A 26333-nucleotide genomic window follows, 5' to 3' on the forward strand; every position below is an offset into this window, starting at 1 on the left:
ACTCAGAAGGGTAACGCTAAAAAGAGCCCAGATCATACGCTTACGCGAAAGTTTGGAAAGTCATTCACACCGAAAATATCGACAGGATCAATTTTGACCTGCTTCTTTCAGGAAGAGAGGAGGGAAAACCGCCTGACGCCGGGGCCAGACGGTGTTAACGGTTACGCCTTGCGCGTGGCCGCTTTCATGGATGTGACGAATGCGTGTAATTCAGCCAGCATCTGCTGTGGCTTATCCACGTTCTTCTCGATAATTTTCACGATAGCCGAACCCGAAATGGCCCCGGCGGCTTTCGCGTCAATCGCCGCAGTAACCTGATCCGGTGAGGAAATGCCAAAGCCCTGAAGCGGCGGTGCAGCATGGTATTCTGCAAGCTTCTCCACCAGATGATGCAGCGGCAGCGCGGCTTTGTTTTCCGCACCGGTGACGCCCGCACGGGAGAGCAGGTAGGTGTAACCTCGTCCGTAAGAGGCAATCTGGCGCAACAGATCGTCATCGGCATTCGGTGGACAGATGAAAATCGGCGCGACGTTGTGGCGCATTGCCGCCTGACGGAATGGCGCAGACTCTTCAACGGGCACGTCAGCCACCAGCACGGAGTCAACGCCCACGCGGGCGCACTCTGCGTAAAACGCATCAATGCCGCGGCTGAACACCAGGTTGGCGTACATCAGCAGGCCGATCGGAATGGTCGGGTGCTTCTGACGGATCGCCGCCAGCATTTCAAAGCACTGGCTCGGCGTCACGCCCGCGGCAAACGCGCGTAGCGTTGCGTTCTGAATGGTCGGGCCATCCGCCAGCGGATCGGAGAACGGAATACCGAGCTCCAGCGCGTCGGCACCGGCATCAATCAGGGTGTCGATAATCTTCAGCGACTGCTCCGGGCCGGGGTCGCCCAGCGTCACGAAGGGAACGAACGCGCCTTCCTGGCGGGCTTTCAGTTGTGCAAATGCGTTGTCGTAGCGTTCCATCATATTTCCCCTCGTGCTTTCAGAATATCGTGAACGGTGAAGATATCTTTGTCACCGCGACCGGAAAGGTTTACCACCAGCAGCTGCTCTTTTTCCGGGTTTTCCTTCATCATTTTCAGCGCGTGCGCCAGCGCGTGGGAAGACTCCAGCGCCGGGATGATCCCTTCATTGCGGCACAGCGTTTTGAAGGCCTCCAGCGCTTCGTCATCGGTGATGGAGACATAATCCGCGCGGCCGGTGCTGTTCAGGAACGCGTGCTGCGGCCCTACGGACGGGAAATCCAGCCCGGCAGAGATCGAGTAAGACTCCTCAATCTGCCCTTCATCGGTCTGCATCATCGGGGCCTTCATGCCGAAGTAGATCCCCACGCGGCCATGCTTCAGCGGCGCACCATGCTCGCCCGTTTCAATGCCGTGGCCGGCAGGCTCAACGCCAATCAGCCCAACGCTGGTTTCGTCGATAAAATCGGCAAACATGCCGATGGCGTTAGATCCGCCGCCAACGCAGGCGATCACCGCATCCGGCAGGCGACCCTCTTTTTCGAGGATCTGCGCTTTAGTCTCTTCGCCGATCATGCGCTGGAATTCACGCACGATGGTCGGGAACGGGTGCGGGCCCGCGGCGGTACCGAGCATGTAGTGGGCGGTTTCGTAGCTGCCAGACCAGTCGCGCAGCGCTTCATTACAGGCATCTTTCAGCGTGGCAGAGCCGCTGTGCACCGGGATCACTTCCGCCCCCATCAGACGCATACGGAACACGTTCGGCGACTGGCGCTCAACGTCCTTCGCCCCCATGTAAATGCGGCATTTCAGGCCGAGCAGGGCGCTGGCGAGCGCTGAGGCCACACCGTGCTGCCCCGCGCCGGTTTCGGCGATGATTTCGGTTTTACCCATCCGCTTCGCGAGCAGCGCCTGGCCCAGCACCTGGTTAGTTTTATGCGCGCCACCGTGCAGCAAATCTTCACGCTTAAGATACAGCGTAGTTTTAGTGCCTTCGGTCAGGTTGCGGCACTTTGTCAGCGCCGTCGGACGACCGGCGTAGTTTTTCAGCAGGTCAGTAAACTCCGCCTGAAACGCCGGATCTTTCTGTGCGCTCACGAACGCTTCTTCCAGCTGGCGCAGCGCGGGCATCAGGATTTGTGGGACATACATCCCACCGAACTCACCAAAATACGGGTTAAGTAATGTCGTCATCTTCTCTTCCTTAATATGCACGCAGAGTTTTAAATACCGATGCCAGCTTGCTGGCGTCTTTTATGCCCGGTTGGGACTCTACGCCTGAATTGAAATCGAGGCCGGCGCAGCCGGTTTTGGCCGCTTCCACACAGTTATCGGGGCTTAATCCCCCCGCCAGCAGGACATTGTCCAGCACTTCGCCACGCAGCAGTGACCAGTCGAAACGCTGCCCCGTGCCGCCCTGGCCGTTGTCGAGCACGTATTTATCAACATGCTTCAGGTTACGCGCGGGCAGGGTGGCGCCAACGCTTTGCGCTTTCCAGATCTGAACCTGAGGCGCCAGAGCATGTCGCAGAGCATCGATGTACGCCTGATCTTCATCGCCATGCAGCTGAACCGCGCTCAGGGATAACGCGTCCGCTTTAGCCGCAACGTCGTTAATATCCGCATCGCGGAACACGCCCACGTAGTTCAGTGGCGCAGCCGCCATCACCTTGCGCGCCTGTTCCTCATTAACGGCGCGAGGAGAGGACTCAACAAAGATCAGACCACCATAGATTGCGCCCGCTTCATATGCGGCCTGCGCATCCTGTTCACGGGTCAGGCCGCAGACTTTGTTCTCACCCAACAGCACGCGGCGCACGGCCGCATTAAGATCGTCGTGTTCCATCATCGCGGAGCCGATCAGGAAACCGTTGGCAAAGTGGCTGAGTTCGCGCACCTGAGCGTAGCTGTTTATCCCGGATTCGCTGATCACCGTGACGCCCGCGCCCAGACGCGGCGCAAGCTGGCGCGTACGGTTGAGGTCAATCGACAGGTCGCGCAGGTCGCGGTTGTTAATGCCGACCACTTTTGCTTCCAGCGCGATGGCGCGCTCCAGCTCCTCTTCGTTGCTCACTTCGGTCAGCACGCCCATATTCAGGCTGTGCGCGACGGCGGAGAGCTGGCGATACTGCTCGTCATCCAGCACGGAGAGCATCAGCAGGCAGGCATCGGCCTGGTAAAAGCGCGCCAGCCAGATCTGATACGGGTCGATAATAAAGTCTTTGCACAGAATCGGCTGCGGCGCGATGCCGCTGACTACGGGCAGAAAATCGAAGCTGCCCTGAAAATATTTCTCATCCGTCAGCACAGAAATGGCAGACGCATGATGCTTGTAGATACCGGCAATACGCGCCGGGTCGAAATCGTCACGGATCACGCCTTTGGACGGAGACGCTTTTTTACACTCCAGAATAAACGCGGTACGCGCGCCCTGGAGCGCATCATAAAAACGACGGCTGCTCGGAACGACGTCATTCTGAAAACTGGCGAGCGGCTGCTGTTGCTTGCGGGCTTCCACCCAGATGGCCTTATCGGCGACGATTTTCGCTAAAACGGTCTGCATTATTTACCCTCTTGCCGCAAGTGCGGTAACGCGATCGTAAGCTGCACCGGAGCGCAGTACGTCCAGAACTTTTTGGGCGTTGGCTTTCAGATCTTCCTCGCCATGTAAACGCATCAGCATGGCTACGTTGGCCGCCACGGCGGCCTCATGGGCGGCCTCACCTTTACCTTGTAATAAGCGCGTGAGAATGTCACGGTTTTCTTCCGGCGTGCCGCCCGCCAGGGCGTCCTGATGGTACGGGGTCAACCCGAAGTCAGCGGCCTCAAGCTGATAGTTCAGCACTTCGCCGTTATTCAGTTCCGCCACCAGCGTGGGCGCATGCAGGGAAACTTCATCCATCCCGCCGCTGTGTACCACGGCGGCGCGTTGGTAACCGAGGACGCGCAGCGTCTCCGCAATCGGCAGGACCAGCTCCGGGCTGTAAACGCCAATCAGCGCCAGCGGCGGGTGCGCCGGGTTAATGAGTGGACCGAGCACGTTAAACAGCGTGCGGGTTTTAAGCTGCTGGCGAACCGGCATCGCGTGGCGGAAACCGGTGTGATACTTCGGCGCAAACAGGAAACAGACGCCCAGGTCATCCAGCGCTTCACGGGAACGCTCGGCGTTCATGTCCAGGTTGATACCGAAAGCTGCCAGCAGGTCGGACGATCCTGAACGGCTGGACACGCTGCGGTTGCCGTGTTTCGCCACTTTCAGACCGCATGCCGCGGCCACAAAGGCGCTGGCGGTGGAAATATTGATACTGTTACTGCCGTCGCCACCGGTCCCGACAATATCGGCAAACGGGTAGTCCGGGCGCGGGAACGGGGCGGCATTTTCCAGCAGCGCGGTTGCCGCGCCGGCGATCTCCTGCGGGCTTTCGCCGCGCACTTTCATGCTCACCAGCGCAGCGGCCAGCTGCTCAGGCTTCAGCTCGCCGCGCACGACGGCGGAGAACAGCTGGTGGCTCTCCTGCTGGCTCAGGGTCTGGGCCTGATAGAGTTTTTCCAGAATCGGTTGCAGGGTGTTGGTCTGCTCCAGCTTTTGCAGCGCCCAGTCGAGCGTTTGCTCCAGCAGGCGCGCGCCGTTGGACGTCAGGATAGATTCCGGGTGGAACTGCATCCCGCAGACGCGATCCGCATCATGACGCACCGCCATCACCATCCCTTCAAACGAGGCGTTAATGGTCAGCCCGGCCGGAATGTTGCTGCCAACCAGCGAGTGGTAACGCGCTACCGGAAGCGGGTTCGGCAGACCGGCAAACATCGCCTGACCGTCATGTTCAATACTTGACGCTTTACCATGCAGGATCTCCCCCGCCTGACCCACGTAACCGCCGTAGGCTTCGACAATCGCCTGATGGCCAAGGCAGATGCCGATAATCGGCAGCTTGCCGCGCATACGGGTCAACAGCTCAGGCATACAGCCTGCTTCGCTCGGTGCGCCTGGGCCCGGGGAGAGCATCAGCACCGGGTTTTGCATGGTCGCCAGGCGGTCAATCAGCGTCTGGGCCGGAACGTGGTTGCGATAGATAACAACGTTGTGACCATTCGCACGCAGCTGATCTGCCAGGTTGTAGGTAAAGGAGTCGATATTATCGAGCAGCAGAATGTCAGCCATCAGAAAATCTCCTGTGCATGGTGTGCGGTAGCAATGGCGCGCAGTACCGCGCGCGCTTTACTGCGGGTTTCGTCGGCTTCCGACTGCGGAACAGAATCCAGCACAATTCCGGCCCCGGCCTGGACGGTGGCAATGCCGTCCTCAACGTAGGCGGAGCGGATCACGATGCAGGTATCAAGGTCACCGTGAGCGGTGAAATAGCCCACGGCACCACCGTAGCTGCCGCGACGGCGGCCTTCAGCTTCGGCAATCAGCTGCATGGCGCGGACTTTCGGCGCGCCGCTCAACGTACCCATGTTCATGCAGGCGCGGTAAGCGTGCAGGACGTCGAGGTCGTGGCGCAGCTCACCCACCACGCGGGAGACCAGGTGCATGACGAAGGAGTAGCGGTCGACTTTGGTCAGGTCCGCCACGTAGCGGCTGCCAGGCGTGCAAATGCGTGCCAGATCGTTACGCGCCAGGTCAACCAGCATCAGGTGTTCGGAGAGCTCTTTATGGTCGGTACGCATTTCCAGTTCAATGCGGCTGTCGAGATCGCGGTCCAGGGAGCCATCGGCACGACGGCCGCGTGGGCGGGTTCCCGCTATCGGGTAGATCTCAATCTGGCGGCTGGTGGCGTCGTACTTGAGGGAGCTTTCCGGCGACGCGCCAAACAGGGTGAAATCATTGTCCTGCATAAAGAACATGTAAGGGCTTGGGTTGCTCTTTTTAAGCACATCGTAAGCCGCCAGCGGCGACGGGCAGGGTAGTGAGAAGCGACGGGACGGCACCACCTGGAATATCTCCCCGGCACGAATCGCTTTTTGCATCTGACGCACCACCGCGCCGTACTGATCGTCGGTCTGACTCACCTCGCAGGTCATCTTTTCAACACGCTGCACCGGGAGTGCGGGCGGTGCTTCCGACATCTGCTGTTGCAGTTGGGCGATGCGCTGCGCGAGGCGATTTTTCTCAGACGCAGACGGCGTGAACAGGCTGGCCTGGATGCGGGTGTATTTTTTCTGATGGTCGATCACCAGCAGGGTTTCGGCCAGGTAGAAGCAGTAGTCCGGGCAGCGGTTACCCTGCTCGGTTTGGGGTAAATCTTCAAAGCCAGCAACCAGGTCGTAAGCAAACAGCCCGCCAAAGAACATTGCTTCGCGCTCATCTTCCGGTACGGCCACCAAATTTTGCAGCAGACGGAAGGCGTCAAAAACGGAGAGCGAGCAGAGGCGGGCATCCTCATCCAGCAGCTGGCTTACCGGTGGGAAATGCAGAATTCTCAGGTCCGGATGACGCTCATTTTCAATACCTGAAGGCAGAGCCGCATCCAGCAGCGGCAGCAGCGACGCGCCATTCTCAGATAACGCCTTAATAGTGACAGTATCACCCGCTGCGGTAATGCGCAGCGCGCTGTCAACCAGCAGCAGGCTTTTGAGATCGTCCTTGCTGTCGATATCAGCAGATTCCAGCAGCAGCGTCGCAGGACGTGCACCGCACACCTGATGAAACAGCGCGGTAGGGTTATGGCGATAGGCCGCCTCGCAGGTCAGCAGTTCGAGGTGGGGTTTGGCTGTTTGCATGTTGTTGTTCTCATATTCTGTTCAAAAAAAAGCCCGCTGGGTAGCGGGCTGGGTATCTGTTTGCTTATCGCAGACGCGTGACACTGCCCGAAGATCAGGAAGTACGCCACCAACCGTGCAGAGCGAAATGTGCTGTCATTTTCAGATACCTTTCTCGTGTGAACTTGCGTACTAGTTAACTAGTTCGATGGCGTGTTGTCAACCCCTGATTTCAGTATTTCACGGTTAGTCGGTATCATAGGGGCTTCGGATGTCTCCAACCTGTTATGGGAAGTGCTTTGAGCGATACCACCTACGCCGTAATTTATGATTTACACAGCCATACGCAGGCTTCAGATGGCCTGCTGACACCCGAAGCCCTGGTCCATCGCGCCGTTGAAATGCGTGTCGGCACGCTGGCAATAACCGATCACGATACCACTGACGGCATTCCCGCCGCGCGCGCCGAGATTGTCCGCAGCGGACTGGCGCTGGATCTGGTGGCCGGGGTTGAGATCTCGACGGTCTGGGAAAACCACGAAATTCATATCGTTGGCCTGAACATCGATATAGAACATCCGGCCATGCGTGCTTTTTTGCAAGAACAAAAAACACGCCGCAATCAACGCGCGGAGATGATTGGCGAACGTCTGGAAAAAGCGCATATTCCCGGTGCGCTGGAAGGCGCGCGAAAGCTGGCGAACGGTGGGGCGGTGACGCGCGGCCATTTCGCCCGTTTTCTGGTGGACGCTGGTAAGGCGACGACCATGGCGAATGTCTTTAAAAAGTATCTGGCGCGCGGGAAAACCGGATACGTTCCCCCACAGTGGTGTACAATAAAACAAGCTATTGATGTGATTCATCATTCTGGCGGTAAGGCCGTGCTGGCCCATCCGGGGCGGTATAATCTTTCAGCTAAATGGCTGAAAAGACTGCTGGCACACTTTGCCGAATGCGGCGGTGAGGCGATGGAAGTTGCCCAGTGTCAGCAGGCACCCAATGAACGTTCGCAGCTCGCGACCTACGCCCGTCAGTTTGGCCTGCTTGGCTCACAGGGTTCAGATTTCCATCAGCCCTGCGCGTGGATTGAACTGGGGCGCAAGCTCTGGTTACCCGCGGGCGTTGAGCCTGTCTGGCAGCTCTGGGAACAGCCACAGCAAATTGAAGAGAGGGAAGTATGAGTCAGTTTTTCTATATCCATCCGGATAACCCCCAGCCACGTCTGATTAATCAGGCCGTGGAGATCGTCCGCAAAGGCGGCGTTATTGTCTACCCAACCGATTCTGGCTACGCGCTGGGCTGTAAAATTGAGGACAAAGGGGCGATGGAGCGCATCTGTCGCATCCGCCAGCTGCCGGACGGCCACAACTTCACCCTGATGTGTCGCGATCTCTCTGAACTGTCGACCTACGCTTATGTTGATAACGTGGCCTTTCGCCTGATTAAGAACAACACGCCCGGTAACTACACCTTCATTCTGAAAGGGACAAAAGAGGTGCCGCGTCGTCTGTTGCAGGAAAAACGTAAAACCATCGGCATGCGCGTGCCGTCGAACCCGATTGCCCAGGCGCTGCTGGAAACCCTCGGCGAGCCGATGCTCTCCACATCGCTGATGCTGCCGGGCAGTGAGTTTACCGAGTCCGACCCGGAAGAGATCAAAGATCGTCTGGAGAAGGTGGTGGAGCTGATTATCCATGGCGGCTATCTTGGCCAGCAGCCGACCACCGTGGTGGATCTCACCGAAGACGCGCCAGAAGTCATTCGTGAAGGCGTGGGCGATGTTAAGCCTTTCTTGTAAGGGTGTAAGCAGATATACTACGCGGCCATCAAAGCAGGGCGCCGCCCTGTTTTTGACCTGATTCGACGCCTGTGAAGGCGACACCTGAGGAAGCTCAATGAGCGAGAAGTTACAGAAAGTGCTGGCGCGTGCCGGCCACGGTTCGCGCCGTGAAATCGAAGCCATTATTGAAGCAGGCCGCGTGAGTGTGGACGGTAAAATCGCCACGCTCGGTGACCGCGTTGAAATCGTACCGGGGCTGAAGATCCGCATTGACGGCCATCTTATCTCCGTGAAAGAGTCTGCTGAACAGATCTGCCGCGTGCTGGCTTACTACAAGCCGGAAGGCGAACTGTGTACCCGCAACGATCCGGAAGGTCGCCCGACGGTGTTTGACCGTCTGCCAAAACTGCGTGGCGCCCGCTGGATTGCCGTAGGACGTCTGGACGTGAACACCTGCGGCCTGCTGCTGTTCACCACCGATGGTGAACTGGCAAACCGTCTGATGCACCCGAGTCGTGAAGTGGAACGTGAATACGCCGTTCGTGTTTTCGGCCAGGTTGATGAGAACAAACTGCGCGACCTGTCGCGTGGCGTTCAACTGGAGGACGGCCCAGCGGCGTTCAAAACCATCAAGTTTACCGGTGGTGAAGGCATTAACCAGTGGTACAACGTTACCCTGACAGAGGGACGTAACCGCGAGGTGCGTCGTCTGTGGGAAGCGGTCGGTGTCCAGGTAAGTCGCTTGATTCGCGTCCGCTATGGCGACATTCTGCTGCCGAAAGGCCTGCCGCGTGGCGGCTATACCGAGCTGGATCTGCCGCAAACCAACTACCTGCGCGATCTGGTTGGCCTGACGCCAGAAACCACGTCGAAAGTGGCGGTAGAGAAAGATCGTCGTCGCATGAAGGCGAATCAGATCCGCCGTGCGGTGAAGCGTCACAGCCAGGTCAGCAGCAATCGCCGCTCTGGCAGCCGTAATAACAACGGTTAATTGAAAAGCCCGGTGAATACACCGGGCTTTTTTTCTTCAGTAATCAATCCCAATTTGCGCTTTGATTCCCGCATCGAACGCATGCTTAACCGGACGCAGCTCGCTGACGGTATCGGCCAGCTCCAGAATATCCCGATGACACCCGCGCCCCGTGACAATAACCGTCTGATGCGCTGGGCGGTTTTTCAGGGCAGCCAGCACGGCCTCCAGCGACAGATAGTCGTAGGCGACCATATAGGTGATCTCATCCAGCAACACCATGTTCAACGACGGGTCAGAGAGCATCCTTTTAGCATGCTCCCAGACGGCGAGGCAGGCTGCGGTATCGGTTTCCCGGTTCTGGGTATCCCAGGTAAAACCGGTCGCCATCACCTGAAACTCAACGCCATGCGGCTCGAGCAGATTACGCTCGCCGTTGGGCCATTCACCCTTGATAAACTGGATCACGCCCACTTTCTGCCCGTGCCCGACTGCGCGGGTGGCGGTACCAAATGCGGCGGTGGTTTTGCCTTTACCGTTGCCGGTAAACACAATGAGGATCCCGCGCTCGTCCTGAGCGGCCGCCACGCGTGCATCAACCTGTTCTTTCAGACGCTGCTGGCGCTGCTGATGCCGATCTTCACTCATTGCGATATCCCCGGTTTGCGGCCTGGCTGGGCATCGAATGTCATTCCGGTTTTACGACGGCTGTCGTCACCCATCAGCCACAGGTAAAGAGACATAATATCGGCCGGGGTTTTAAGCTTTTGCGGATCTTCTGTCGGGAAGGCGCTGGCACGCATTTTGGTGCGCGTACCGCCCGGGTTAATACAGTTAACCCGCAGGTGGCGGCTTTGGTACTCTTCGGCCAGCACCTGCATCATTCCTTCGGTGGCAAATTTTGAGACGGCGTAAGCCCCCCAGTTCGCACGCCCCTGACGCCCCACGCTGGAGGAGGTAAAGACCAGCGAGCCGGAATCGGAGTTGAGTAATAAAGGAAGCAAGGCCTGGGTCAGGAAAAACGTCCCGTTGACGTTAACCTGCATCACCTGCTGCCAAATCTCCGGATCCTGTTCATCCATCGGGCGCACTTCGCCCAGTAACCCCGCGTTGTGCAGTACGCCATCCAGACGCGGATAATGTGTGCTGATACGCTGGGCAAGGGCCTGACATGACGCTGGCGTACAGGTCAGCAGATCGAGCGTATACCAGGGCGTGGGGTTACCGCCGGCGTTTTCGATTTCACGGGCGACGGCCTTGAGCTTTTCTTCATTACGTCCCAGCAGAATAAGGCTCGCACCGTATTCAGAATAGGTCAGCGCCGCTTCGCGACCAATCCCGTCGCTGGCACCGGTAACCAGAATGATGCGGTTCTGTAGAAGGTTTTTTTGTGGCTGATAATGCACGGTGGCTCCTCAGGCGCATTGGGCGTGACTTGCACCTTTATTTATGACTTTTCGGCTTTATGCCCGAAACAGCGTCAGAATTCAATCAGTCTACAGGACAGATCGCTGGGAAATTAACAATTTGCAAAGATTTAAACCAGAAACGGGGGATTCCTGAAGCCGCCTCGCAGAGGTAATGTCCAGAGCGAGACGCCTGCGCAGGGCTGTTGTACACTGGCGTGAAAGATTCGTGGTTAAATCAAGGTGGAACGCGTGGAATTACTTTCTCAGTATGGGTTGTTTTTGGCCAAAATCGCGACGGTGGTTATAGCTGTCGCGGTGATTGCCGTCCTGATTGTCAACCTGACGCAGCGTAAGCGTCAGCGTGGTGAGTTACGCATTACCCGCCTGAGCGAACAGTATAAAGAGATGCAGGAGGAGATGTCTCTGGCGCTGCTTGACGATCATCAACAGAAGCTGTGGCTAAAAGCCCAGAAGAAAAAACATAAGCAGGACGCCAAAGCTGCGAAGGCGAAAGCTAAACTCGCCACGCCACAGGCTGACGCAAAACCGCGCGTCTATGTGCTCGATTTTAAAGGTAGCATGGATGCGCATGAAGTCTCCTCACTGCGTGAAGAAGTGACGGCGGTGCTGGCCGTGGCGACAGCCCAGGATCAGGTGGTGGTACGCCTTGAAAGCCCGGGTGGCGTAGTGCATGGGTATGGACTGGCGGCTTCGCAGTTACAACGTCTGCGGGATAAACAGATCCCGCTCACCGTGGCGGTAGATAAGGTCGCGGCGAGTGGCGGCTATATGATGGCGTGCGTGGCGGATAAAATCGTCGCGGCACCGTTCTCCATTATCGGCTCGATTGGGGTAGTCGCGCAGATCCCTAACTTCAATCGTTTCCTGAAAAACAAAGAGATCGACATTGAACTGCATACGGCGGGCCAGTACAAACGTACGCTGACGCTGCTCGGCGAAAATACCGAAGAGGGACGGCAGAAGTTCCGGGAAGATCTGAACGAAACCCACCATCTGTTCAAAGATTTCGTGCACCGCATGCGCCCAACGCTGGACATTGAGCAGGTGGCTACGGGCGAACACTGGTACGGCACGCAGGCGCAGGAGAAAGGGCTGGTGGATGAAGTGGGTACCAGCGACGACCTCCTGCTCAACCTGATGGACGGCCGTGAGCTGGTGGGGGTGCGCTTCACCCGACGTAAGCGCCTGCTCGACCGTTTTACCAATAGCGCGGCAGAAAGCGCGGATCGCCTGCTGCTACGCTGGTTGCAGCGCGGACAAAAGCCGCTGCTGTAAAGAAAAACGCGAGGCAGATGCCTCGCGTTTTCGTTTTAATCGACCAGGTGGTACTTCTCTGAGAGGGTATGCGCCAGGTATTTAAACATGTTAAATACGGCGGTGCTTTTTGGGGTGGGTAATCCTTGTTCATCAAGGAAGTATTCACCGCTGAACACCAGCACGCCATTACGTTGTTCCACGCCAGTCGCTTCAATCCCCGCCAGGGTGTCTTCATGGTCGCGAATGAGTTTGTTTGCTTCGATAAGCAGTGAAGCTCGGTCAATGGGTTGGGTCGTATTCTGCATATTCCACTCCTTAAACAGTGACAATAGTCTACGCCTGGGTCGCTTCGGGGGCAAATTTTCCCTGTTATCCGAGGGGATAAGGAACAGGGGCTGGCTGGCGGGATTTGCTTTTGCATGCTAATAAAGTTGCGTAACGAATTTTATCAGGTACAGTGTGCGCTTTCGTCATTCTGGCAACAGAATTGCTTGACATTCGACCGGGAATTCGTCACGAATGAACTTTGATGTGAGAAAAATACCCGAAAACTCAATGACCTGGATGTCGCCATTCTGACGTTCGGTAACACATAGGGGTTGATATCCCCTGACGACGTCGCAATATCAATGGCTCGTCGTCAGCGGAAGGGAAATCAACGTGCGGCGTATTCCTGGAAGAATTAAATTAGGTAAAGGTGAATATGGGTAAAGCTCTCGTCATCGTTGAGTCCCCGGCAAAAGCCAAAACGATCAATAAATATCTGGGCAATGACTACGTGGTTAAGTCCAGCGTTGGTCACATTCGCGACTTGCCGACCAGTGGCTCAGCCAGCAAAAAGAGCGCAGACTCTACCTCCACCAAAGGGGCTAAAAAGCCTAAAAAGGATGAACGTAGCGCGCTTGTCAACCGCATGGGTGTTAACCCATGGCACAACTGGGATGCACATTACGAAGTGCTGCCAGGCAAAGAAAAAGTCGTTAACGAGCTGAAACAGCTTGCTGAAAAAGCAGACCACATTTATCTCGCAACCGACCTTGACCGCGAAGGGGAGGCCATCGCATGGCACCTGCGGGAAGTGATCGGGGGTGATGACAAACGCTACAGCCGTGTAGTGTTCAACGAAATTACAAAGAATGCGATTCGTCAGGCGTTTGAAAAGCCGGGTGAACTGAATATCGACCGTGTAAACGCTCAGCAGGCGCGTCGCTTTATGGACCGCGTTGTTGGCTACATGGTCTCGCCGTTGCTGTGGAAAAAGGTCGCTCGCGGCCTGTCTGCGGGGCGTGTGCAGTCTGTTGCTGTTCGTCTTGTTGTTGAGCGTGAACGCGAGATCAAAGCGTTCGTCCCGGAAGAGTTCTGGGAAGTGGATGCGAATGTCACCACGCCGGGCGGCGATGCGCTGCCGTTGCAGGTGAGCCACCACAACGACAAACCGTTCCGTCCTGAAAATCGCGATCAGACCATGGCCGCCGTGGCGCTGCTGGAAAAAGCGCGTTATCAGGTTCTGGATCGTGAAGACAAACCGACCAGCAGCAAGCCTGGCGCTCCGTTTATCACGTCAACGCTTCAGCAGGCGGCGAGTACGCGTCTGGGTTACGGCGTGAAGAAAACCATGATGATGGCCCAGCGTTTGTATGAAGCGGGTTACATCACCTACATGCGTACTGACTCCACCAACCTGAGCCAGGACGCTGTCAACATGGTGCGCGGCTATATCGAGGACAACTTCGGTAAGAAATATCTGCCGGACAGTCCTAATCAGTACGCCAGCAAAGAGAATTCTCAGGAAGCGCACGAAGCGATTCGACCTTCTGACGTTTCCGTTCTGGCAGAATCGCTGAAAGATATGGAAGCGGACGCCCAGAAGCTGTATCAGCTGATTTGGCGCCAGTTCGTAGCCTGCCAGATGACGCCAGCGAAATACGACTCCACCACGCTGACCGTCGGCGCGGGTGATTTCCGCCTGAAAGCGCGCGGCCGTATTCTGCGCTTCGACGGCTGGACAAAAGTGATGCCTGCGCTGCGTAAAGGTGATGAAGACAGAACGCTGCCTTCAGTCAACAAAGGTGACGAGCTGTCGCTGGTTGATCTGGTCCCGGCTCAGCACTTCACCAAGCCACCTGCGCGCTTTAGCGAAGCATCGCTGGTGAAAGAGCTGGAAAAACGCGGCATCGGTCGCCCGTCCACCTATGCGTCAATCATTTCGACCATTCAGGATCGTGGATACGTTCGCGTTGAGAACCGTCGTTTCTATGCTGAAAAAATGGGGGAGATTGTCACCGACCGTCTGGAAGCGAACTTCCGCGAGTTGATGAACTATGACTTCACCGCGCAGATGGAAGACAGCCTCGATGAGGTTGCCAGCCATAAGGCAGAGTGGAAGAAAGTTCTCGACAGCTTCTTCAGCGATTTTACCAATCAGCTTGAGAAAGCCGAGAAAGATCCTGAAGAGGGCGGCATGCTGCCGAACCAGATGGTACTGACGAGCATCGACTGCCCAACCTGTGGCCGTAAAATGGGGATCCGTACCGCGACCACGGGCGTGTTCCTCGGTTGCTCTGGTTATGCGCTGTCACCGAAAGAGCGTTGCAAAACCACCATCAACCTCGTGCCGGAGAACGAAGTTCTCAACGTGCTGGAAGGGGACGATGCGGAGACTAACGCACTGCGCGCCAAACGCCGCTGTAAGAAATGCGGCACGGCGATGGACAGCTACCTGATCGATCCAAAACGCAAACTGCACGTTTGTGGCAATAACCCGACCTGCGATGGTTATGAGATCGAAGAAGGTGAGTTCCGCATTAAGGGCTATGACGGTCCGATCGTTGAGTGTGAGAAATGTGGTTCCGAAATGCACCTGAAAATGGGACGCTTCGGTAAGTACATGGCATGCACCAACGACGACTGTAAAAACACGCGTAAGATCCTGCGTAACGGTGAAGTTGCGCCGCCGAAGGAAGATCCGGTTCCGCTTCCTGAGCTGCCGTGTGAGAAGTCAGACGCGTATTTCGTGCTACGTGACGGCGCTGCCGGGGTATTCCTGGCGGCCAACACCTTCCCGAAATCGCGCGAAACCCGTGCGCCGCTGGTAGAAGAGTTGTACCGCTTCCGTGACCGTCTGCCGGAAAAACTGCGTTACCTGGCCGATGCGCCACAGCAGGATCCGGAAGGCAACAAAACCGTGGTGCGCTTCAGCCGTAAAACGAAGCAGCAGTACGTGGCGGCAGAGAAAGAGGGCAAAGCGACCGGATGGTCAGCCTTCTTCGTCGACGGGAAATGGGTTGAAGGCAAGAAATAATCTTCCCTTACCGTAATTTACCTGTGAAAGGGCCGGACTTCCGGCCCTTTTTTATTACGTAGTTATTATTTTTTGTTCCGTACTATACAGCCTGGCTATAAATGATATAGTGGTTATAGTTAACCCGTTTCTTATTATTAAATCGTCTTAAGCGATTGACTCATGCGCTAAATCGGATGGTCTGGCATGAAATTACAGCAGCTTCGCTATATCGTTGAGGTCGTCAATCATAACCTCAATGTCTCTTCCACCGCAGAGGGTCTTTATACCTCGCAGCCCGGCATCAGCAAGCAGGTGCGTATGCTGGAGGATGAGTTAGGTATTCAGATCTTTGCCCGCAGCGGTAAGCACCTGACTCAGGTCACGCCGGCTGGACAGGAAATCATACGCATCGCACGGGAAGTGCTCTCCAAAGTCGACGCCATTAAATCCGTCGCTGGGGAACATACCTGGCCGGATAAAGGCTCTCTGTATATTGCCACCACGCACACCCAGGCGCGTTATGCGCTTCCCGGGGTGATCAAAGGTTTCATCGAACGCTATCCCCGCGTTTCCCTGCATATGCATCAGGGCTCACCGACGCAAATCGCAGAGGCCGTATCTAAAGGCAATGCAGACTTCGCTATCGCGACGGAAGCCCTCCATCTGTACGATGATCTGGTCATGCTCCCGTGCTACCACTGGAACCGCTCTATTGTCGTGACCCCGGATCACCCGCTGGCGGGGAAGGGCGAAGTGACAATCGAAGAACTGGCGCAATACCCGCTGGTGACCTATACGTTCGGCTTTACGGGCCGTTCTGAACTGGACACCGCGTTTAACCGCGCCGGATTAACGCCACGGATTGTCTTTACGGCGACGGATGCGGACGTCATAAAAACATATGTGCGTCTGGGCCTGGGCGTTGGGGTTATTGCCAGCATGGCGGTAGATCCTGTCTCAGACCCGGATCTGGTGCGTCTGGATGCGCATGATATTTTCAGCCACAGCACCACCAAGATAGGTTTTCGTCGCAGCACGTTCCTGCGCAGCTATATGTATGATTTTATTCAACGCTTCGCGCCACATTTAACGCGCGACGTGGTGGATACAGCTGTAGCGTTACGCTCCAATGAAGACATCGAAGAGATGTTTAAAGACATTAAACTTCCCGCCAAATAATCACACCCGGTATCTTTCTGGTACGGAAAGATACCGTCATTCCCCTTTAAACCTGAATTAGAATTATCATCATCTACGTCCACTGTCATATATCGTCATAACCCATTAAATGACTATGGTTTTACTGTCGCAAATTTGCGACAAAAGTAGAAACTAATTTACAGGTGTGCAAATTATTCTTTTCAATTATTTATTTCGGGTCAAAAGATTGAATTTTCCCAGGCCCAGATACGTAAATTCACTGGCTTTTCGGCTAAAGTTTCTTTAGGATTTATCTCATCAGATGATTACTTGTGCCAATTGTTTGGTCTCTAAATGATAAGCGATGTCGATTGTATGAGGTTAGCAATGCCGTCAGGAAGTGAAGAACCGCAAAGGGATCCCGCGCTTAAGCGTAAAGCCTGGCTGGCGGTCTTTCTTGGCTCTGCCCTGTTCTGGGTGGTGGTTGCTCTTCTTGTCTGGAATTACTGGGGTTGATTATGGTCATGACGGTGCGTACAGAAGCGAGAAAAGAGATGTGTCAGCTTCGTGACAATGCTCACAAAGCCCGTAAGGCGCCAGCAACCAGCGTGCCAGCTTCCTGGAAACTGACGCCACAGCAGCAGGCCTTTATTGATGTGTTCGCGGAAGACGAACCCAAAAAACAATAATTTTGAATTTTGCGTAATGATGCAAATAGTCTGAATAAAGACTGTGCGCTTTTGTACTCCTTAATAAATACACATCAGCAATATAGAACGAGGGCAGACCTCGCAACCTTAAATAATTAAAGTCTGGTGTCCCTATGATGAATAACATGACAACCGTAAAATACTGGTCATGGCTCGGCGTATTCTCAGCGTCGATCCTCTTCTGGTGTCAGCTCCTCTGGCTGGCCTTGCACTAAATCGTAAAACCTCGCCACGGCGGGGTTTTTTGTTTTATCCCTCGTGTTGGACCATTCCTAAATTTATCAATTTGGGTTGTTATCAAAACGTTACGACATCTTTGTGTTATCTTTAATTACAGCCCTGATGATTGTCAGGACATCCCTGTTTTTAAGGAGGAGCTTATGTCGTTAACCCTACGCGAAGCCAGTAAGGACACATTACAGGCGGAAAATAAAACCTGGCGCTACTATAGCTTACCGCTGGCTGCCAGAACGCTTGGGGACATTTCGCGGTTACCCAAGTCGTTGAAAGTCTTACTGGAAAACCTCTTGCGCTGGCAGGATGGCGACTCGGTTACCGAGGAGGATATCCAGGCTCTGGCAGGGTGGCTGAAGAATGCACATGCAGACAGAGAAATTGCCTATCGCCCGGCCAGGGTGCTGATGCAGGATTTCACCGGCGTACCAGCGGTTGTGGATTTGGCTGCCATGCGTGAAGCCGTTAAGCGTCTCGGGGGCGATACTGCTAAGGTTAACCCCCTGTCCCCGGTAGACCTCGTCATTGACCACTCCGTCACCGTCGATCACTTTGGTGACGACGATGCTTTCGGCGAAAACGTCCGTCTGGAGATGGAACGTAACCATGAACGCTACGTATTTCTGAAATGGGGTCAGCAGGCGTTCAGCCGCTTCAGCGTTGTTCCACCGGGCACCGGCATTTGTCACCAGGTCAACCTGGAATATCTCGGCAAAGCCGTCTGGAGTGAATTGCAGGATAAAGAGTGGGTGGCTTACCCGGATACGCTGGTGGGCACCGATTCACACACAACCATGATTAACGGCCTTGGCGTTCTGGGTTGGGGCGTCGGTGGTATTGAAGCGGAAGCGGCCATGCTCGGCCAGCCGGTATCAATGCTCATTCCCGATGTGGTGGGCTTTAAGCTGACCGGTAAATTGTCCGAAGGCATCACCGCCACGGATCTGGTTCTGACGGTCACCCAGATGCTGCGTAAGCATGGTGTGGTGGGTAAATTCGTTGAATTTTATGGCGATGGTCTTGATTCCTTGCCGCTGGCGGACCGGGCCACCATCGCCAACATGGCGCCGGAATATGGCGCGACCTGCGGCTTTTTCCCGATTGATAGCGTTACGCTGGAGTATATGCGCCTCAGTGGTCGCAGCGAGGAGCAGGTGGCTCTCGTTGAGGCCTACACCAAAGCGCAGGGCATGTGGCGTAACCCGGGTGACGAGCCGGTATTTACCAGTACGCTGGAACTGGATATGGGCACCGTTGAGGCAAGCCTCGCAGGGCCAAAACGTCCGCAGGACCGCGTCGCCCTGAGCAACGTTCCCAAAGCCTTTGCCGCCAGCAATGAGCTGGAGGTTAACGCCGCGCAAAAAGATCACCGTCCGGTGGACTATGTTCTGAACGGGCATCAGTATCAGCTTCCTGACGGCGCCGTGGTGATCGCCGCTATCACTTCCTGTACCAACACGTCCAACCCGAGTGTGTTAATGGCTGCCGGGCTGCTGGCAAAAAAAGCGGTAGAACTGGGGCTCAAGCCACAGCCATGGGTTAAAGCCTCTCTGGCGCCTGGTTCGAAAGTGGTTTCCGATTATCTGGCGCAGGCCAGACTCACGCCTTACCTCGACGAGCTGGGCTTCAACCTGGTGGGCTACGGCTGTACGACCTGTATCGGTAACTCTGGTCCACTGCCTGAGCCTATTGAAGTGGCGATCAGGCAGGGTGATTTGACCGTTGGCGCGGTACTTTCTGGTAACCGAAACTTTGAAGGGCGTATTCATCCGCTGGTGAAAACCAACTGGCTGGCCTCGCCGCCGCTGGTTGTAGCCTATGCGCTGGCCGGAAACATGAACATTAACCTGGCGACCGATCCGATTGGTCACGATCGCAAAAATGAACCGGTCTATCTGAAAGACATCTGGCCATCATCGCGTGAAATTGCGCGCGCGGTAGAGAAAGTTTCCACCGAGATGTTCCGCAAAGAGTATGCGGAAGTGTTCGAAGGCACAGCGGAATGGAAAGCGATCGACGTGGTGGGTTCCGATACCTATGACTGGCAGGATGATTCCACCTATATTCGCCTGTCGCCATTCTTCGACGAAATGCTGGCGGAGCCTGCACCGCTGAAAGATATTCACGGCGCGCGGATCCTGGCGATGCTGGGCGATTCCGTCACCACCGACCATATCTCTCCGGCGGGGAGCATCAAGGCGGACAGTCCGGCAGGTCGGTATCTGCAAAGCCGTGGCGTGGAACGTCGCGATTTCAACTCCTACGGTTCGCGCCGTGGTAACCACGAAGTGATGATGCGCGGGACCTTTGCCAACATCCGCATTCGCAATGAAATGGTTCCGGGCGTGGAAGGGGGCATGACGCGCCACCTGCCGGATACAGAGGTCATTTCAATTTATGACGCAGCCATGAAGTATCAGCAGGAGGGGACGCCGCTGGCCGTTATTGCCGGTAAAGAGTACGGCTCCGGTTCCAGTCGCGACTGGGCGGCAAAAGGTCCGCGTCTGCTCGGGGTTCGCGTGGTGATTGCCGAATCCTTTGAACGTATCCACCGCTCAAACCTGATCGGCATGGGGATTTTGCCGCTGGAGTTCCCGCAGGGCGTGACGCGTAAAACGCTGGGTCTGACCGGGGAAGAGCAGATTGATATCAGCGGTCTGCAAAATCTGCAACCGGGTAAAACCGTTCCGGTGAAATTAACGCGCGCAGATGGTACGACAGAAGTGCTGGATTGCCGGTGTCGTATTGATACGGCAACAGAGCTGACCTATTACCAGAACGACGGCATTTTACATTATGTAATTCGTAAGATGCTGGACTGATAAAATCGCCCGGCACATGTGCCGGGCGTTTTGCGTTTACTCGCTCAGCAGATGCCCCATTTTGGCGGCTTTAGTATCGAGGTAGTGCGCGTTTTTCGGGTTGCGGCCGACAATCAGCGGCACGCGTTCCACGATATTGATGCCCGCTTCAGTGAGGATTTCCACTTTCTTCGGGTTATTGGTCAACAGACGCACTTCGTCCACGCCCAGCAGCTTGAACATATCTGCGCACAGGGTGAAATCGCGCTCGTCAGCAGCAAAGCCGAGCTGATGGTTCGCTTCGACGGTATCGTAGCCCTGATCCTGCAACGCGTAGGCGCGGATTTTATTCAGCAGGCCAATATTGCGTCCTTCCTGACGGTGATACAGCAGAACGCCACGTCCTTCCTCTGCGATATGAGAAAGGGCGGCTTCAAGCTGGAAACCGCAGTCGCACCGCAGGCTGAACAGCGCGTCACCGGTCAGACACTCTGAATGAACGCGGGACAGCACCGGCGTTTGCCCCGAAATGTCGCCGAATACCAGGGCGACGTGATCTTGCCCGGTTGCCAGTTCTTCAAAACCCACCATCAGGAAATCGCCCCATGGGGTTGGCAGTTTGGCTTCTGCCACACGTTTAAGCTGCATGTGATTCTCCAGACCAGGCTGACACGTTTCGTGCCTTTGCCCCATTATGCTTTCTGTATTGGACTATTTTGCCACAAGCCCGGCAACTTCACCTAATCACCACCACGCTTTACAAACGTTAAACGCACAATCCGACATATCCACCAGAATGAAGAAATTCAGTTATGATTGTGGTGCTTAGTGAAAAAGGAGAGGACATGCTTTCGATTGCCAGACGAACGGCCGCAGGTGCCGCCGTATTGCTCGTTATACCCCTGGTCGTTTGGTTCTCCGGCTGGATGTGGCAGCCCGGACAAAACGAGACGTGGCTGAAAGCCCTATACTGGATAACCGAGACGGTCACCCAGCCGTGGGGGATTATTACACACGTGCTGCTCTGTGGCTGGTTCCTGTGGTGCCTGCGCTTTCGCCTTCGTGCGGCGCTGGTACTGTTTGCCATTCTCGGCGGGGCCATACTCATCGGGCAGGGGGTGAAGTCGTGGGTGAAAGATCGCGTGCAGGAACCCCGTCCTTTCGTCGTCTGGCTGGAAAAAACGCACCATGTTCCGGTGGATGAGTTCTACAATTTAAAGCGTAAAGATCGCGGTGCGCTGGTAAAGGAGCAACTTGCGGAACAGCAGGATATCCCGACCTTTTTACGCAAACACTGGCAAAAAGAGACCGGCTTTGCGTTTCCTTCCGGGCATACGATGTTTGCTGCCAGCTGGGCGCTACTTGGCGTAGGACTGCTGTGGCCGCGTCGGCGTACCCTCACGATTGCGATTTTGCTGGTCTGGGCGACAGGCGTAATGGGCAGCCGGATGCTGCTGGGGATGCACTGGCCGCGTGATTTGGTGGTGGCAACGCTGATCTCGTGGGTACTGGTGACGCTGGCGACCTGGCTTGCACAACGTTTTTGTGGACCCCTGACGCCGCCGCCGGAAGAGAAGGAAGAAATAGCCGAAAGGGAGTCTGGCGGAACCTGAAGGTTGATATTCCGCATTTTGACCATAAATCCATGTAGGGCGCATTACTTTTTCCATTTCGCGCCCGCCACTAAAATGGTAGCTTATAAGGCTGATTGCAGTGAGTTGAACACGCTTTATACGCTCGAACCACATAACGGGAAGTCATGTGAAATATTTACTCATTTTCTTACTGGTGTTGGCGATTTTTGTCATTTCAGTCACATTGGGCGCGCAAAACGATCAACAGGTAAGTTTCAACTATCTGCTGGCGCAGGGCGAGTACCGGGTGTCGAGCCTGCTGGCTGTGTTATTCGCGGCGGGGTTTGTCATCGGCTGGCTTGTATGCGGCCTGTTCTGGCTTAAGGTTCGTGTTTCTCTTGTTCGCGCTGAACGTAAAATTAAACGACTTGAACATCAACTTACGCCTGCGTCTGACATTCCGGCGAGCTCTGGTGTGCCGGTAGTCAAGGAATAATCGAATATGCTGGAGTTGTTGTTTCTGCTTTTGCCTGTCGCCGCAGCCTATGGCTGGTATATGGGCCGCAGAAGCGCGCAACAAACAAAACAGGATGAAGCAAACCGACTCTCCCGTGACTACGTAGCGGGGGTGAACTTCCTGCTGAGCAATCAGCAGGATAAAGCGGTGGATCTGTTCCTCGATATGCTTAAAGAGGATACCGGCACCGTTGAGGCGCATCTCACCCTGGGAAACCTGTTCCGCTCGCGCGGAGAGGTTGACCGTGCCATTCGTATCCACCAGACCTTGATGGAAAGCGCTTCGTTGACCTATGAGCAACGGTTGCTGGCCGTGCAGCAGCTTGGGCGGGATTACATGGCCGCGGGGCTTTACGATCGCGCCGAGGATATGTTCTCTCAGCTGGTGGATGAGACGGACTTCCGTATCGGTGCGCTTCAGCAGCTTCTGCAAATCTATCAGGCCACCAGCGACTGGCAAAAAGCGATTGATACCGCTGAACGGCTGGTCAAACTCGGCAAAGACAAACAGCGCGTCGAAATTGCTCACTTCTATTGCGAGCTGGCTCTCCAGCAGATGGGTAGCGATGACATGGATAAAGCCATGGCACTGTTAAAGAAAGGCGCAGCGGCCGATCGCAACAGCGCGCGCATCTCGATCATGATGGGGCGGGTCTTTATGGCTAACGGTGATTACGCCAAAGCCGTGGAGAGCCTGCTTCGCGTTATCGATCAGGACAAAGAGCTGGTCAGCGAAACGTTGGAAATGCTGCAAACCTGCTATCAGCAGCTCGGTAAGCAGGACGAGTGGGTTGCGTTTCTGCGTCGCTGTGTTGAAGAGAATACAGGTGCCACAGCCGAGCTGATGCTGTCAGATGTCGTCGAAGAGCATGAAGGGAGCGATACCGCCCAGGTATACATTACCCGTCAGTTGCAGCGTCATCCTACCATGCGTGTCTTCCATAAGCTGATGGATTACCACCTTAATGACGCAGAAGAAGGGCGCGCTAAAGAGAGCCTGATGGTGCTGCGAGACATGGTGGGTGAACAGGTGCGCAGCAAACCGCGCTATCGCTGCCAGAAATGCGGCTTCACCGCCTATTCGCTCTACTGGCATTGCCCTTCCTGCCGGGCGTGGTCCACCATTAAGCCAATCCGAGGTCTGGACGGACAGTAATTTTTTAAAACGCTGCACTTTAGTTACAACATACTAATGGTTACAGTAATTCCATCAGCACCGTGCGGTCTGGGGTTCAGCAGGAAAAGCATTCGATTCTGTTCATTTACCCCGAGGGCAGGTAGAATGCACGCCGTTTATCTGTTCCGCGCCGCTGCGCGCCCATAGACGAAAAGGGCTGGTCATGACGTCTGTTACATCCTCCACTTCCCGCGTAGTTACCGATTCTCCCGTAGTTGTTGCTCTGGATTACAATAACCGTGACGCCGCACTGGCCTTTGTTGATGGCATTGATCCCCGCGATTGCCGTCTGAAAGTAGGCAAAGAGATGTTTACGCTGTTCGGCCCACAAATCGTCCGCGATCTGCATCAACGTGGTTTCGACGTTTTCCTCGACCTGAAATTCCACGACATTCCAAATACCACTGCGCACGCCGTTGCTGCGGCAGCTGAACTCGGCGTGTGGATGGTTAACGTACATGCATCGGGCGGGGCACGCATGATGACGGCTGCGCGCGAAGCGCTGGTGCCGTTTGGTAATGACGCTCCGCTTCTGATCGCCGTCACCGTGCTGACCAGTATGGATGAATCCGACCTGCGCGACCTGGGTGTGACGTTGTCACCTGCCGAACATGCAGAGCGTCTGGCGCGCCTCACGCAACAGTGTGGTCTCGATGGCGTGGTCTGTTCGGCTCAGGAGGCGGTTCGCTTCAAATCTGAGTTAGGCCGCGATTTTAAACTGGTGACGCCAGGTATTCGTCCAGCAGGCAGCGAGTCAGGGGATCAGCGACGTATCATGACGCCAGAGCAGGCGCTGAGCGCGGGTGTAGACTATATGGTGATTGGTCGCCCGGTGACGCAATCCGCTCATCCGGCAGAGACCCTGAAAGCGATTAATGCATCACTGAAAAAGGGGGCATAATGCGTGACGCCAACAGTCGTCTGGTCTATTCAACGGATACCGGGCGCATTGAAGAGCCAAAAGAGAAAGCTGAACGTCCAAAAGGCGATGGTATCGTGCGAATTCAGCGCCAGACCAGCGGCAGAAAAGGGAAAGGCGTTTGCCTTGTCACCGGCATTGACCTGGATGATGCAGACCTGGTAAAGCTCGCCGCTGAGCTTAAAAAGAAGTGCGGATGCGGTGGGGCAGTAAAAGACGGCATTATTGAGATTCAGGGCGATAAACGAGATTTAATTAAAACGCTGCTGGAAGCCAAAGGAATGAAAGTCAAACTGGCGGGCGGCTAAAATAAATGAGCCACGGACATTGCCGTGGCTCTTTTTTTACGTGCGTAAGTCAGACCTGAAAATACTTAATATATTATTATGCCGGTGAGAGCCGTTATGGTGATTATTTGCCCACCTGGTGACCGATAATACCACCTACGGCAGCACCACCTAATGTACCCAGCGTACTACCATCCGTTAATACTGCACCACCAAGCGCACCAGCACCGGCACCAATCGCGGTGTTACGGTCACGTTTAGACCAATTAGAGCAAGCGCTCAGGGACATTGCTACAGTGATTGCCAGAACAGCGGCGGCTAATTTTTTGCTGGTAAAGGTCATAATACTTTCTCCTGAATTATCGATTCACGGAAAGGAATGCACTTTAAGTATAGACAATATCCATACTTAAATTCTGTTCCCGTGAAAGCTGGTCGCGCAGGCGTTTCATCATCACGCAGGTGATAGTCACTTCCTGTTATATCGCTAATACTAATTTTACGTGTTTAGAACGGTTTCAACAGGTAAAAACTCTTAAAGGAAGGGTCGGAATACTCTCAGAGAAAGGTTTAAGTGCGCCCATTATTCGGGCGCAGCAGGATAATCAGGCTGTTTTTTTTACAATATCGACAGTCAGACCGTCTTGTTCTAATTGCTGGCGATATTCATCACGCAAACGCTCATCCGTGATTACACGGCTGAAGCGCGAGGCCGGCCCCATCGTATAAGGGTGTACGGCGCCAAACTTAGAGCTGTCGGTCAGCACAATCGCTTCACACTCTTTGGCGAGTACGGCGTTAACCACGTCTGAACGCATCATGTCGCGGCCGGTAAAGCCGGTGTCGGGCTGCCAGCCATCAATACCTATGAATGCCTTACTGAAGTGAACTTGCTGAACATATTGGCGCGTTAATGGCCCCACCATGCTTTCGCTTTTCTTCTGGTAAATGCCGCCCAGCAGAATCACCTCGCAGCGAGTTTCCTTCAACAGATGGGCAATATAGCTGCTTACGGTGATGATGGTAACGTCTTTTTGATCGGCAAGCGTGCGCGCCAGAAGGGCGTTACTGCTGCCATTTTCAATAAAGACGGTCTCACCGTTATTCACCAGGGATGCAGCAAACTCCGCCAGCTCCCGCTTGAGCGCATAATTGTTCATCATGCGGGTTTCAACGTCGTCGCTGTCCAGTGGAACGGCATATCCGTGCGCACGCCGCAGGTAGCTCTGTTTTTCCAGAAGATTCAGATCCTGACGAATGGTGACTTCAGAAACGCCGGTGGCTTTAGCGAGATCGACCACGCTTACGCGCCCCTGATCGATCACCATCTGCAAAATGATTTGTTGTCGGGAGTTCATAGCATCCATTTAAAAGGCAAGGTCGGAAACGACGTGGTTACACTTCCCACGGGGCTTTAGGTTGAGTGGATTCTGGAGCGTTATCAGCGCCGTTCTCAGCCAGCAGTTCAGACTTGAGGATCTCAAGATTACGGATAGCAGAGTGATAATCGCCTGCGACAAGAATATCCAGCACAGTATCAATACGCTGCGCCACGGCTGTTGCATCAATGTTAGACATAAGC

At 55.1% G+C, this 26333-nt stretch carries 28 protein-coding genes and 1 other annotated feature; of the genes, 15 read left to right on the forward strand and 13 right to left on the reverse strand.

Features of this window, described 5'->3' with window-relative positions; genetic code table 11:
• Positions 1-161: 161 nt before the first annotated feature.
• From trpA to trpL, 6 genes are all read right to left on the reverse strand, one after another.
• On the reverse strand, positions 162-971 hold the full coding sequence (gene trpA / locus CU081_RS14935) for a tryptophan synthase subunit alpha (protein WP_032609356.1): 810 nt from the start codon (positions 969-971) through the stop codon (positions 162-164).
• On the reverse strand, positions 971-2164 hold the full coding sequence (trpB, locus tag CU081_RS14940; protein WP_003856780.1) for a tryptophan synthase subunit beta: 1194 nt from the start codon (positions 2162-2164) through the stop codon (positions 971-973). The genes trpA and trpB overlap by 1 nt, the downstream gene beginning before the upstream one ends.
• A gap of 10 nt (positions 2165-2174) precedes the next feature.
• Positions 2175-3533, reverse strand: a complete 1359-nt coding sequence (gene trpCF / locus CU081_RS14945) for a bifunctional indole-3-glycerol-phosphate synthase TrpC/phosphoribosylanthranilate isomerase TrpF (protein WP_003856781.1) — start codon at positions 3531-3533, stop codon at positions 2175-2177.
• 3 nt (positions 3534-3536) lie between these two features.
• Complete coding sequence (gene trpD / locus CU081_RS14950; RefSeq protein ID WP_017384223.1) at positions 3537-5132, reverse strand: bifunctional anthranilate synthase glutamate amidotransferase component TrpG/anthranilate phosphoribosyltransferase TrpD; 1596 nt, start codon at positions 5130-5132, stop codon at positions 3537-3539.
• Complete coding sequence (locus tag CU081_RS14955; protein ID WP_022651355.1) at positions 5132-6694, reverse strand: anthranilate synthase component 1; 1563 nt, start codon at positions 6692-6694, stop codon at positions 5132-5134. The genes trpD and CU081_RS14955 overlap by 1 nt, the downstream gene beginning before the upstream one ends.
• Before the next feature lie 23 nt (positions 6695-6717).
• Positions 6718-6812 (reverse strand) — a sequence feature (Trp leader region).
• Positions 6789-6833 carry a trp operon leader peptide gene (gene trpL, locus CU081_RS26145; RefSeq protein ID WP_071524153.1) on the reverse strand — a complete coding sequence of 15 codons (45 nt, stop codon included), beginning with the start codon at positions 6831-6833 and terminating at the stop codon, positions 6789-6791. Its footprint overlaps the feature before it by 24 nt.
• 127 nt (positions 6834-6960) lie before the next feature.
• Here trpL and rnm point away from each other — a divergent pair, with 127 nt between their 5' ends.
• The 3 genes from rnm to rluB all read left to right on the forward strand — a co-directional run bounded on the left by rnm (position 6961) and on the right by rluB (position 9444).
• Positions 6961-7854, forward strand: coding sequence for an RNase RNM (gene rnm / locus CU081_RS14960; protein ID WP_022651354.1), 894 nt, complete (start codon positions 6961-6963; stop codon positions 7852-7854).
• A complete protein-coding gene (locus CU081_RS14965; protein WP_003856793.1) occupies positions 7851-8471 on the forward strand; it encodes an L-threonylcarbamoyladenylate synthase in 621 nt (206 codons plus the stop codon). Before rnm ends, CU081_RS14965 begins: the two co-directional genes overlap by 4 nt.
• 97 nt (positions 8472-8568) lie before the next feature.
• Positions 8569-9444, forward strand: a complete 876-nt coding sequence (gene rluB / locus CU081_RS14970; protein ID WP_022651353.1) for a 23S rRNA pseudouridine(2605) synthase RluB — start codon at positions 8569-8571, stop codon at positions 9442-9444.
• Between the two features lie 36 nt (positions 9445-9480).
• Here rluB and cobO read toward each other — a convergent pair whose 3' ends face one another.
• Entirely contained in the window at positions 9481-10071 is a 591-nt protein-coding gene (cobO, locus tag CU081_RS14975) for a cob(I)yrinic acid a,c-diamide adenosyltransferase (protein ID WP_003856796.1), read from the reverse strand.
• A complete protein-coding gene (locus CU081_RS14980) occupies positions 10068-10829 on the reverse strand; it encodes a YciK family oxidoreductase (protein WP_022651352.1) in 762 nt (253 codons plus the stop codon). Before CU081_RS14980 ends, cobO begins: the two co-directional genes overlap by 4 nt.
• A 252-nt stretch (positions 10830-11081) precedes the next feature.
• Between CU081_RS14980 and sohB the strand changes: the two genes are divergently transcribed.
• Positions 11082-12128, forward strand: coding sequence for a protease SohB (gene sohB, locus CU081_RS14985; protein WP_022651351.1), 1047 nt, complete (start codon positions 11082-11084; stop codon positions 12126-12128).
• A gap of 35 nt (positions 12129-12163) precedes the next feature.
• Here the strand turns inward: sohB and CU081_RS14990 are convergent, their stop codons facing one another.
• Positions 12164-12415 carry a YciN family protein gene (locus CU081_RS14990; protein WP_003856804.1) on the reverse strand — a complete coding sequence of 84 codons (252 nt, stop codon included), beginning with the start codon at positions 12413-12415 and terminating at the stop codon, positions 12164-12166.
• A 398-nt stretch (positions 12416-12813) separates the two neighbouring features.
• Between CU081_RS14990 and topA the strand changes: the two genes are divergently transcribed.
• The 6 genes from topA to acnA all read left to right on the forward strand — a co-directional run bounded on the left by topA (position 12814) and on the right by acnA (position 20299).
• Entirely contained in the window at positions 12814-15411 is a 2598-nt protein-coding gene (gene topA, locus CU081_RS14995; RefSeq protein ID WP_003856806.1) for a type I DNA topoisomerase, read from the forward strand.
• 186 nt (positions 15412-15597) lie between these two features.
• Complete coding sequence (gene cysB / locus CU081_RS15005; RefSeq protein WP_006810844.1) at positions 15598-16572, forward strand: HTH-type transcriptional regulator CysB; 975 nt, start codon at positions 15598-15600, stop codon at positions 16570-16572.
• 336 nt (positions 16573-16908) lie between these two features.
• Positions 16909-17049, forward strand: a complete 141-nt coding sequence (locus CU081_RS15010; RefSeq protein ID WP_213083754.1) for a YmiA family putative membrane protein — start codon at positions 16909-16911, stop codon at positions 17047-17049.
• Between the two features lie 8 nt (positions 17050-17057).
• Positions 17058-17222, forward strand: a complete 165-nt coding sequence (locus CU081_RS26295; protein ID WP_162183706.1) for a hypothetical protein — start codon at positions 17058-17060, stop codon at positions 17220-17222.
• A gap of 137 nt (positions 17223-17359) precedes the next feature.
• Entirely contained in the window at positions 17360-17458 is a 99-nt protein-coding gene (ymiC, locus tag CU081_RS26570; protein WP_032103392.1) for a small membrane protein YmiC, read from the forward strand.
• Between the two features lie 165 nt (positions 17459-17623).
• Entirely contained in the window at positions 17624-20299 is a 2676-nt protein-coding gene (acnA, locus tag CU081_RS15020) for an aconitate hydratase AcnA (protein WP_022651350.1), read from the forward strand.
• A gap of 36 nt (positions 20300-20335) precedes the next feature.
• On the opposite strand, the gene ribA is transcribed toward acnA, so the two are convergent.
• On the reverse strand, positions 20336-20926 hold the full coding sequence (ribA, locus tag CU081_RS15025) for a GTP cyclohydrolase II (protein WP_003856813.1): 591 nt from the start codon (positions 20924-20926) through the stop codon (positions 20336-20338).
• Positions 20927-21123: 197 nt separating this feature from the next.
• Between ribA and pgpB the strand changes: the two genes are divergently transcribed.
• The 5 genes from pgpB to yciH all read left to right on the forward strand — a co-directional run bounded on the left by pgpB (position 21124) and on the right by yciH (position 24772).
• Positions 21124-21891, forward strand: coding sequence for a phosphatidylglycerophosphatase B (pgpB, locus tag CU081_RS15030; protein ID WP_003856815.1), 768 nt, complete (start codon positions 21124-21126; stop codon positions 21889-21891).
• A 148-nt stretch (positions 21892-22039) separates the two neighbouring features.
• Positions 22040-22348 carry a LapA family protein gene (locus CU081_RS15035; RefSeq protein WP_003856817.1) on the forward strand — a complete coding sequence of 103 codons (309 nt, stop codon included), beginning with the start codon at positions 22040-22042 and terminating at the stop codon, positions 22346-22348.
• A 6-nt stretch (positions 22349-22354) separates the two neighbouring features.
• Complete coding sequence (gene lapB, locus CU081_RS15040) at positions 22355-23524, forward strand: lipopolysaccharide assembly protein LapB (protein WP_003856819.1); 1170 nt, start codon at positions 22355-22357, stop codon at positions 23522-23524.
• Positions 23525-23708: 184 nt separating this feature from the next.
• Complete coding sequence (pyrF, locus tag CU081_RS15045; RefSeq protein ID WP_003856820.1) at positions 23709-24446, forward strand: orotidine-5'-phosphate decarboxylase; 738 nt, start codon at positions 23709-23711, stop codon at positions 24444-24446.
• Positions 24446-24772: a stress response translation initiation inhibitor YciH gene (gene yciH / locus CU081_RS15050; protein ID WP_003856822.1), complete on the forward strand. Its 327-nt coding sequence runs from the start codon at positions 24446-24448 to the stop codon at positions 24770-24772. The genes pyrF and yciH overlap by 1 nt, the downstream gene beginning before the upstream one ends.
• Before the next feature lie 103 nt (positions 24773-24875).
• On the opposite strand, the gene osmB is transcribed toward yciH, so the two are convergent.
• The 3 genes from osmB to CU081_RS15065 form a co-directional block, all read right to left on the reverse strand.
• Positions 24876-25094 (reverse strand): osmotically-inducible lipoprotein OsmB, encoded by a 219-nt coding sequence (gene osmB, locus CU081_RS15055; protein ID WP_003856823.1) that lies wholly within the window; start codon positions 25092-25094, stop codon positions 24876-24878.
• Positions 25095-25356: 262 nt separating this feature from the next.
• Positions 25357-26109, reverse strand: a complete 753-nt coding sequence (gene yciT / locus CU081_RS15060; RefSeq protein WP_003856824.1) for a DNA-binding transcriptional regulator YciT — start codon at positions 26107-26109, stop codon at positions 25357-25359.
• Positions 26110-26146: 37 nt separating this feature from the next.
• Positions 26147-26329 (reverse strand): YciZ family protein, encoded by a 183-nt coding sequence (locus CU081_RS15065; protein ID WP_003856825.1) that lies wholly within the window; start codon positions 26327-26329, stop codon positions 26147-26149.
• Between the last annotated feature and the right edge of the window lie 4 nt (positions 26330-26333).

The sequence above is a fragment of the Enterobacter sp. CRENT-193 genome (assembly GCF_002787395.1).
Taxonomy (GTDB): Bacteria; Pseudomonadota; Gammaproteobacteria; order Enterobacterales; family Enterobacteriaceae; genus Enterobacter; species Enterobacter hormaechei_C.

Bases quoted from the DNA above. Each gene is read 5' to 3' on its own strand.
- trpA (WP_032609356.1), bottom strand. From the start codon at position 971: ATGGAACGCTACGACAACGCATTTGCACAACTGAAAGCCCGCCAGGAA.
- trpB (WP_003856780.1), bottom strand. From the start codon at position 2,164: ATGACGACATTACTTAACCCGTATTTTGGTGAGTTCGGTGGGATGTAT.
- trpCF (WP_003856781.1), bottom strand. From the start codon at position 3,533: ATGCAGACCGTTTTAGCGAAAATCGTCGCCGATAAGGCCATCTGGGTG.
- trpD (WP_017384223.1), bottom strand. From the start codon at position 5,132: ATGGCTGACATTCTGCTGCTCGATAATATCGACTCCTTTACCTACAAC.
- CU081_RS14955 (WP_022651355.1), bottom strand. From the start codon at position 6,694: ATGCAAACAGCCAAACCCCACCTCGAACTGCTGACCTGCGAGGCGGCC.
- rnm (WP_022651354.1), top strand. From the start codon at position 6,961: ATGGGAAGTGCTTTGAGCGATACCACCTACGCCGTAATTTATGATTTA.
- CU081_RS14965 (WP_003856793.1), top strand. From the start codon at position 7,851: ATGAGTCAGTTTTTCTATATCCATCCGGATAACCCCCAGCCACGTCTG.
- rluB (WP_022651353.1), top strand. From the start codon at position 8,569: ATGAGCGAGAAGTTACAGAAAGTGCTGGCGCGTGCCGGCCACGGTTCG.
- cobO (WP_003856796.1), bottom strand. From the start codon at position 10,071: ATGAGTGAAGATCGGCATCAGCAGCGCCAGCAGCGTCTGAAAGAACAG.
- CU081_RS14990 (WP_003856804.1), bottom strand. From the start codon at position 12,415: ATGCAGAATACGACCCAACCCATTGACCGAGCTTCACTGCTTATCGAA.
- topA (WP_003856806.1), top strand. From the start codon at position 12,814: ATGGGTAAAGCTCTCGTCATCGTTGAGTCCCCGGCAAAAGCCAAAACG.
- cysB (WP_006810844.1), top strand. From the start codon at position 15,598: ATGAAATTACAGCAGCTTCGCTATATCGTTGAGGTCGTCAATCATAAC.
- CU081_RS15010 (WP_213083754.1), top strand. From the start codon at position 16,909: ATGAGGTTAGCAATGCCGTCAGGAAGTGAAGAACCGCAAAGGGATCCC.
- CU081_RS26295 (WP_162183706.1), top strand. From the start codon at position 17,058: ATGACGGTGCGTACAGAAGCGAGAAAAGAGATGTGTCAGCTTCGTGAC.
- ymiC (WP_032103392.1), top strand. From the start codon at position 17,360: ATGAATAACATGACAACCGTAAAATACTGGTCATGGCTCGGCGTATTC.
- acnA (WP_022651350.1), top strand. From the start codon at position 17,624: ATGTCGTTAACCCTACGCGAAGCCAGTAAGGACACATTACAGGCGGAA.
- ribA (WP_003856813.1), bottom strand. From the start codon at position 20,926: ATGCAGCTTAAACGTGTGGCAGAAGCCAAACTGCCAACCCCATGGGGC.
- pgpB (WP_003856815.1), top strand. From the start codon at position 21,124: ATGCTTTCGATTGCCAGACGAACGGCCGCAGGTGCCGCCGTATTGCTC.
- lapB (WP_003856819.1), top strand. From the start codon at position 22,355: ATGCTGGAGTTGTTGTTTCTGCTTTTGCCTGTCGCCGCAGCCTATGGC.
- pyrF (WP_003856820.1), top strand. From the start codon at position 23,709: ATGACGTCTGTTACATCCTCCACTTCCCGCGTAGTTACCGATTCTCCC.
- yciH (WP_003856822.1), top strand. From the start codon at position 24,446: ATGCGTGACGCCAACAGTCGTCTGGTCTATTCAACGGATACCGGGCGC.
- osmB (WP_003856823.1), bottom strand. From the start codon at position 25,094: ATGACCTTTACCAGCAAAAAATTAGCCGCCGCTGTTCTGGCAATCACT.
- yciT (WP_003856824.1), bottom strand. From the start codon at position 26,109: ATGAACTCCCGACAACAAATCATTTTGCAGATGGTGATCGATCAGGGG.
- CU081_RS15065 (WP_003856825.1), bottom strand. From the start codon at position 26,329: ATGTCTAACATTGATGCAACAGCCGTGGCGCAGCGTATTGATACTGTG.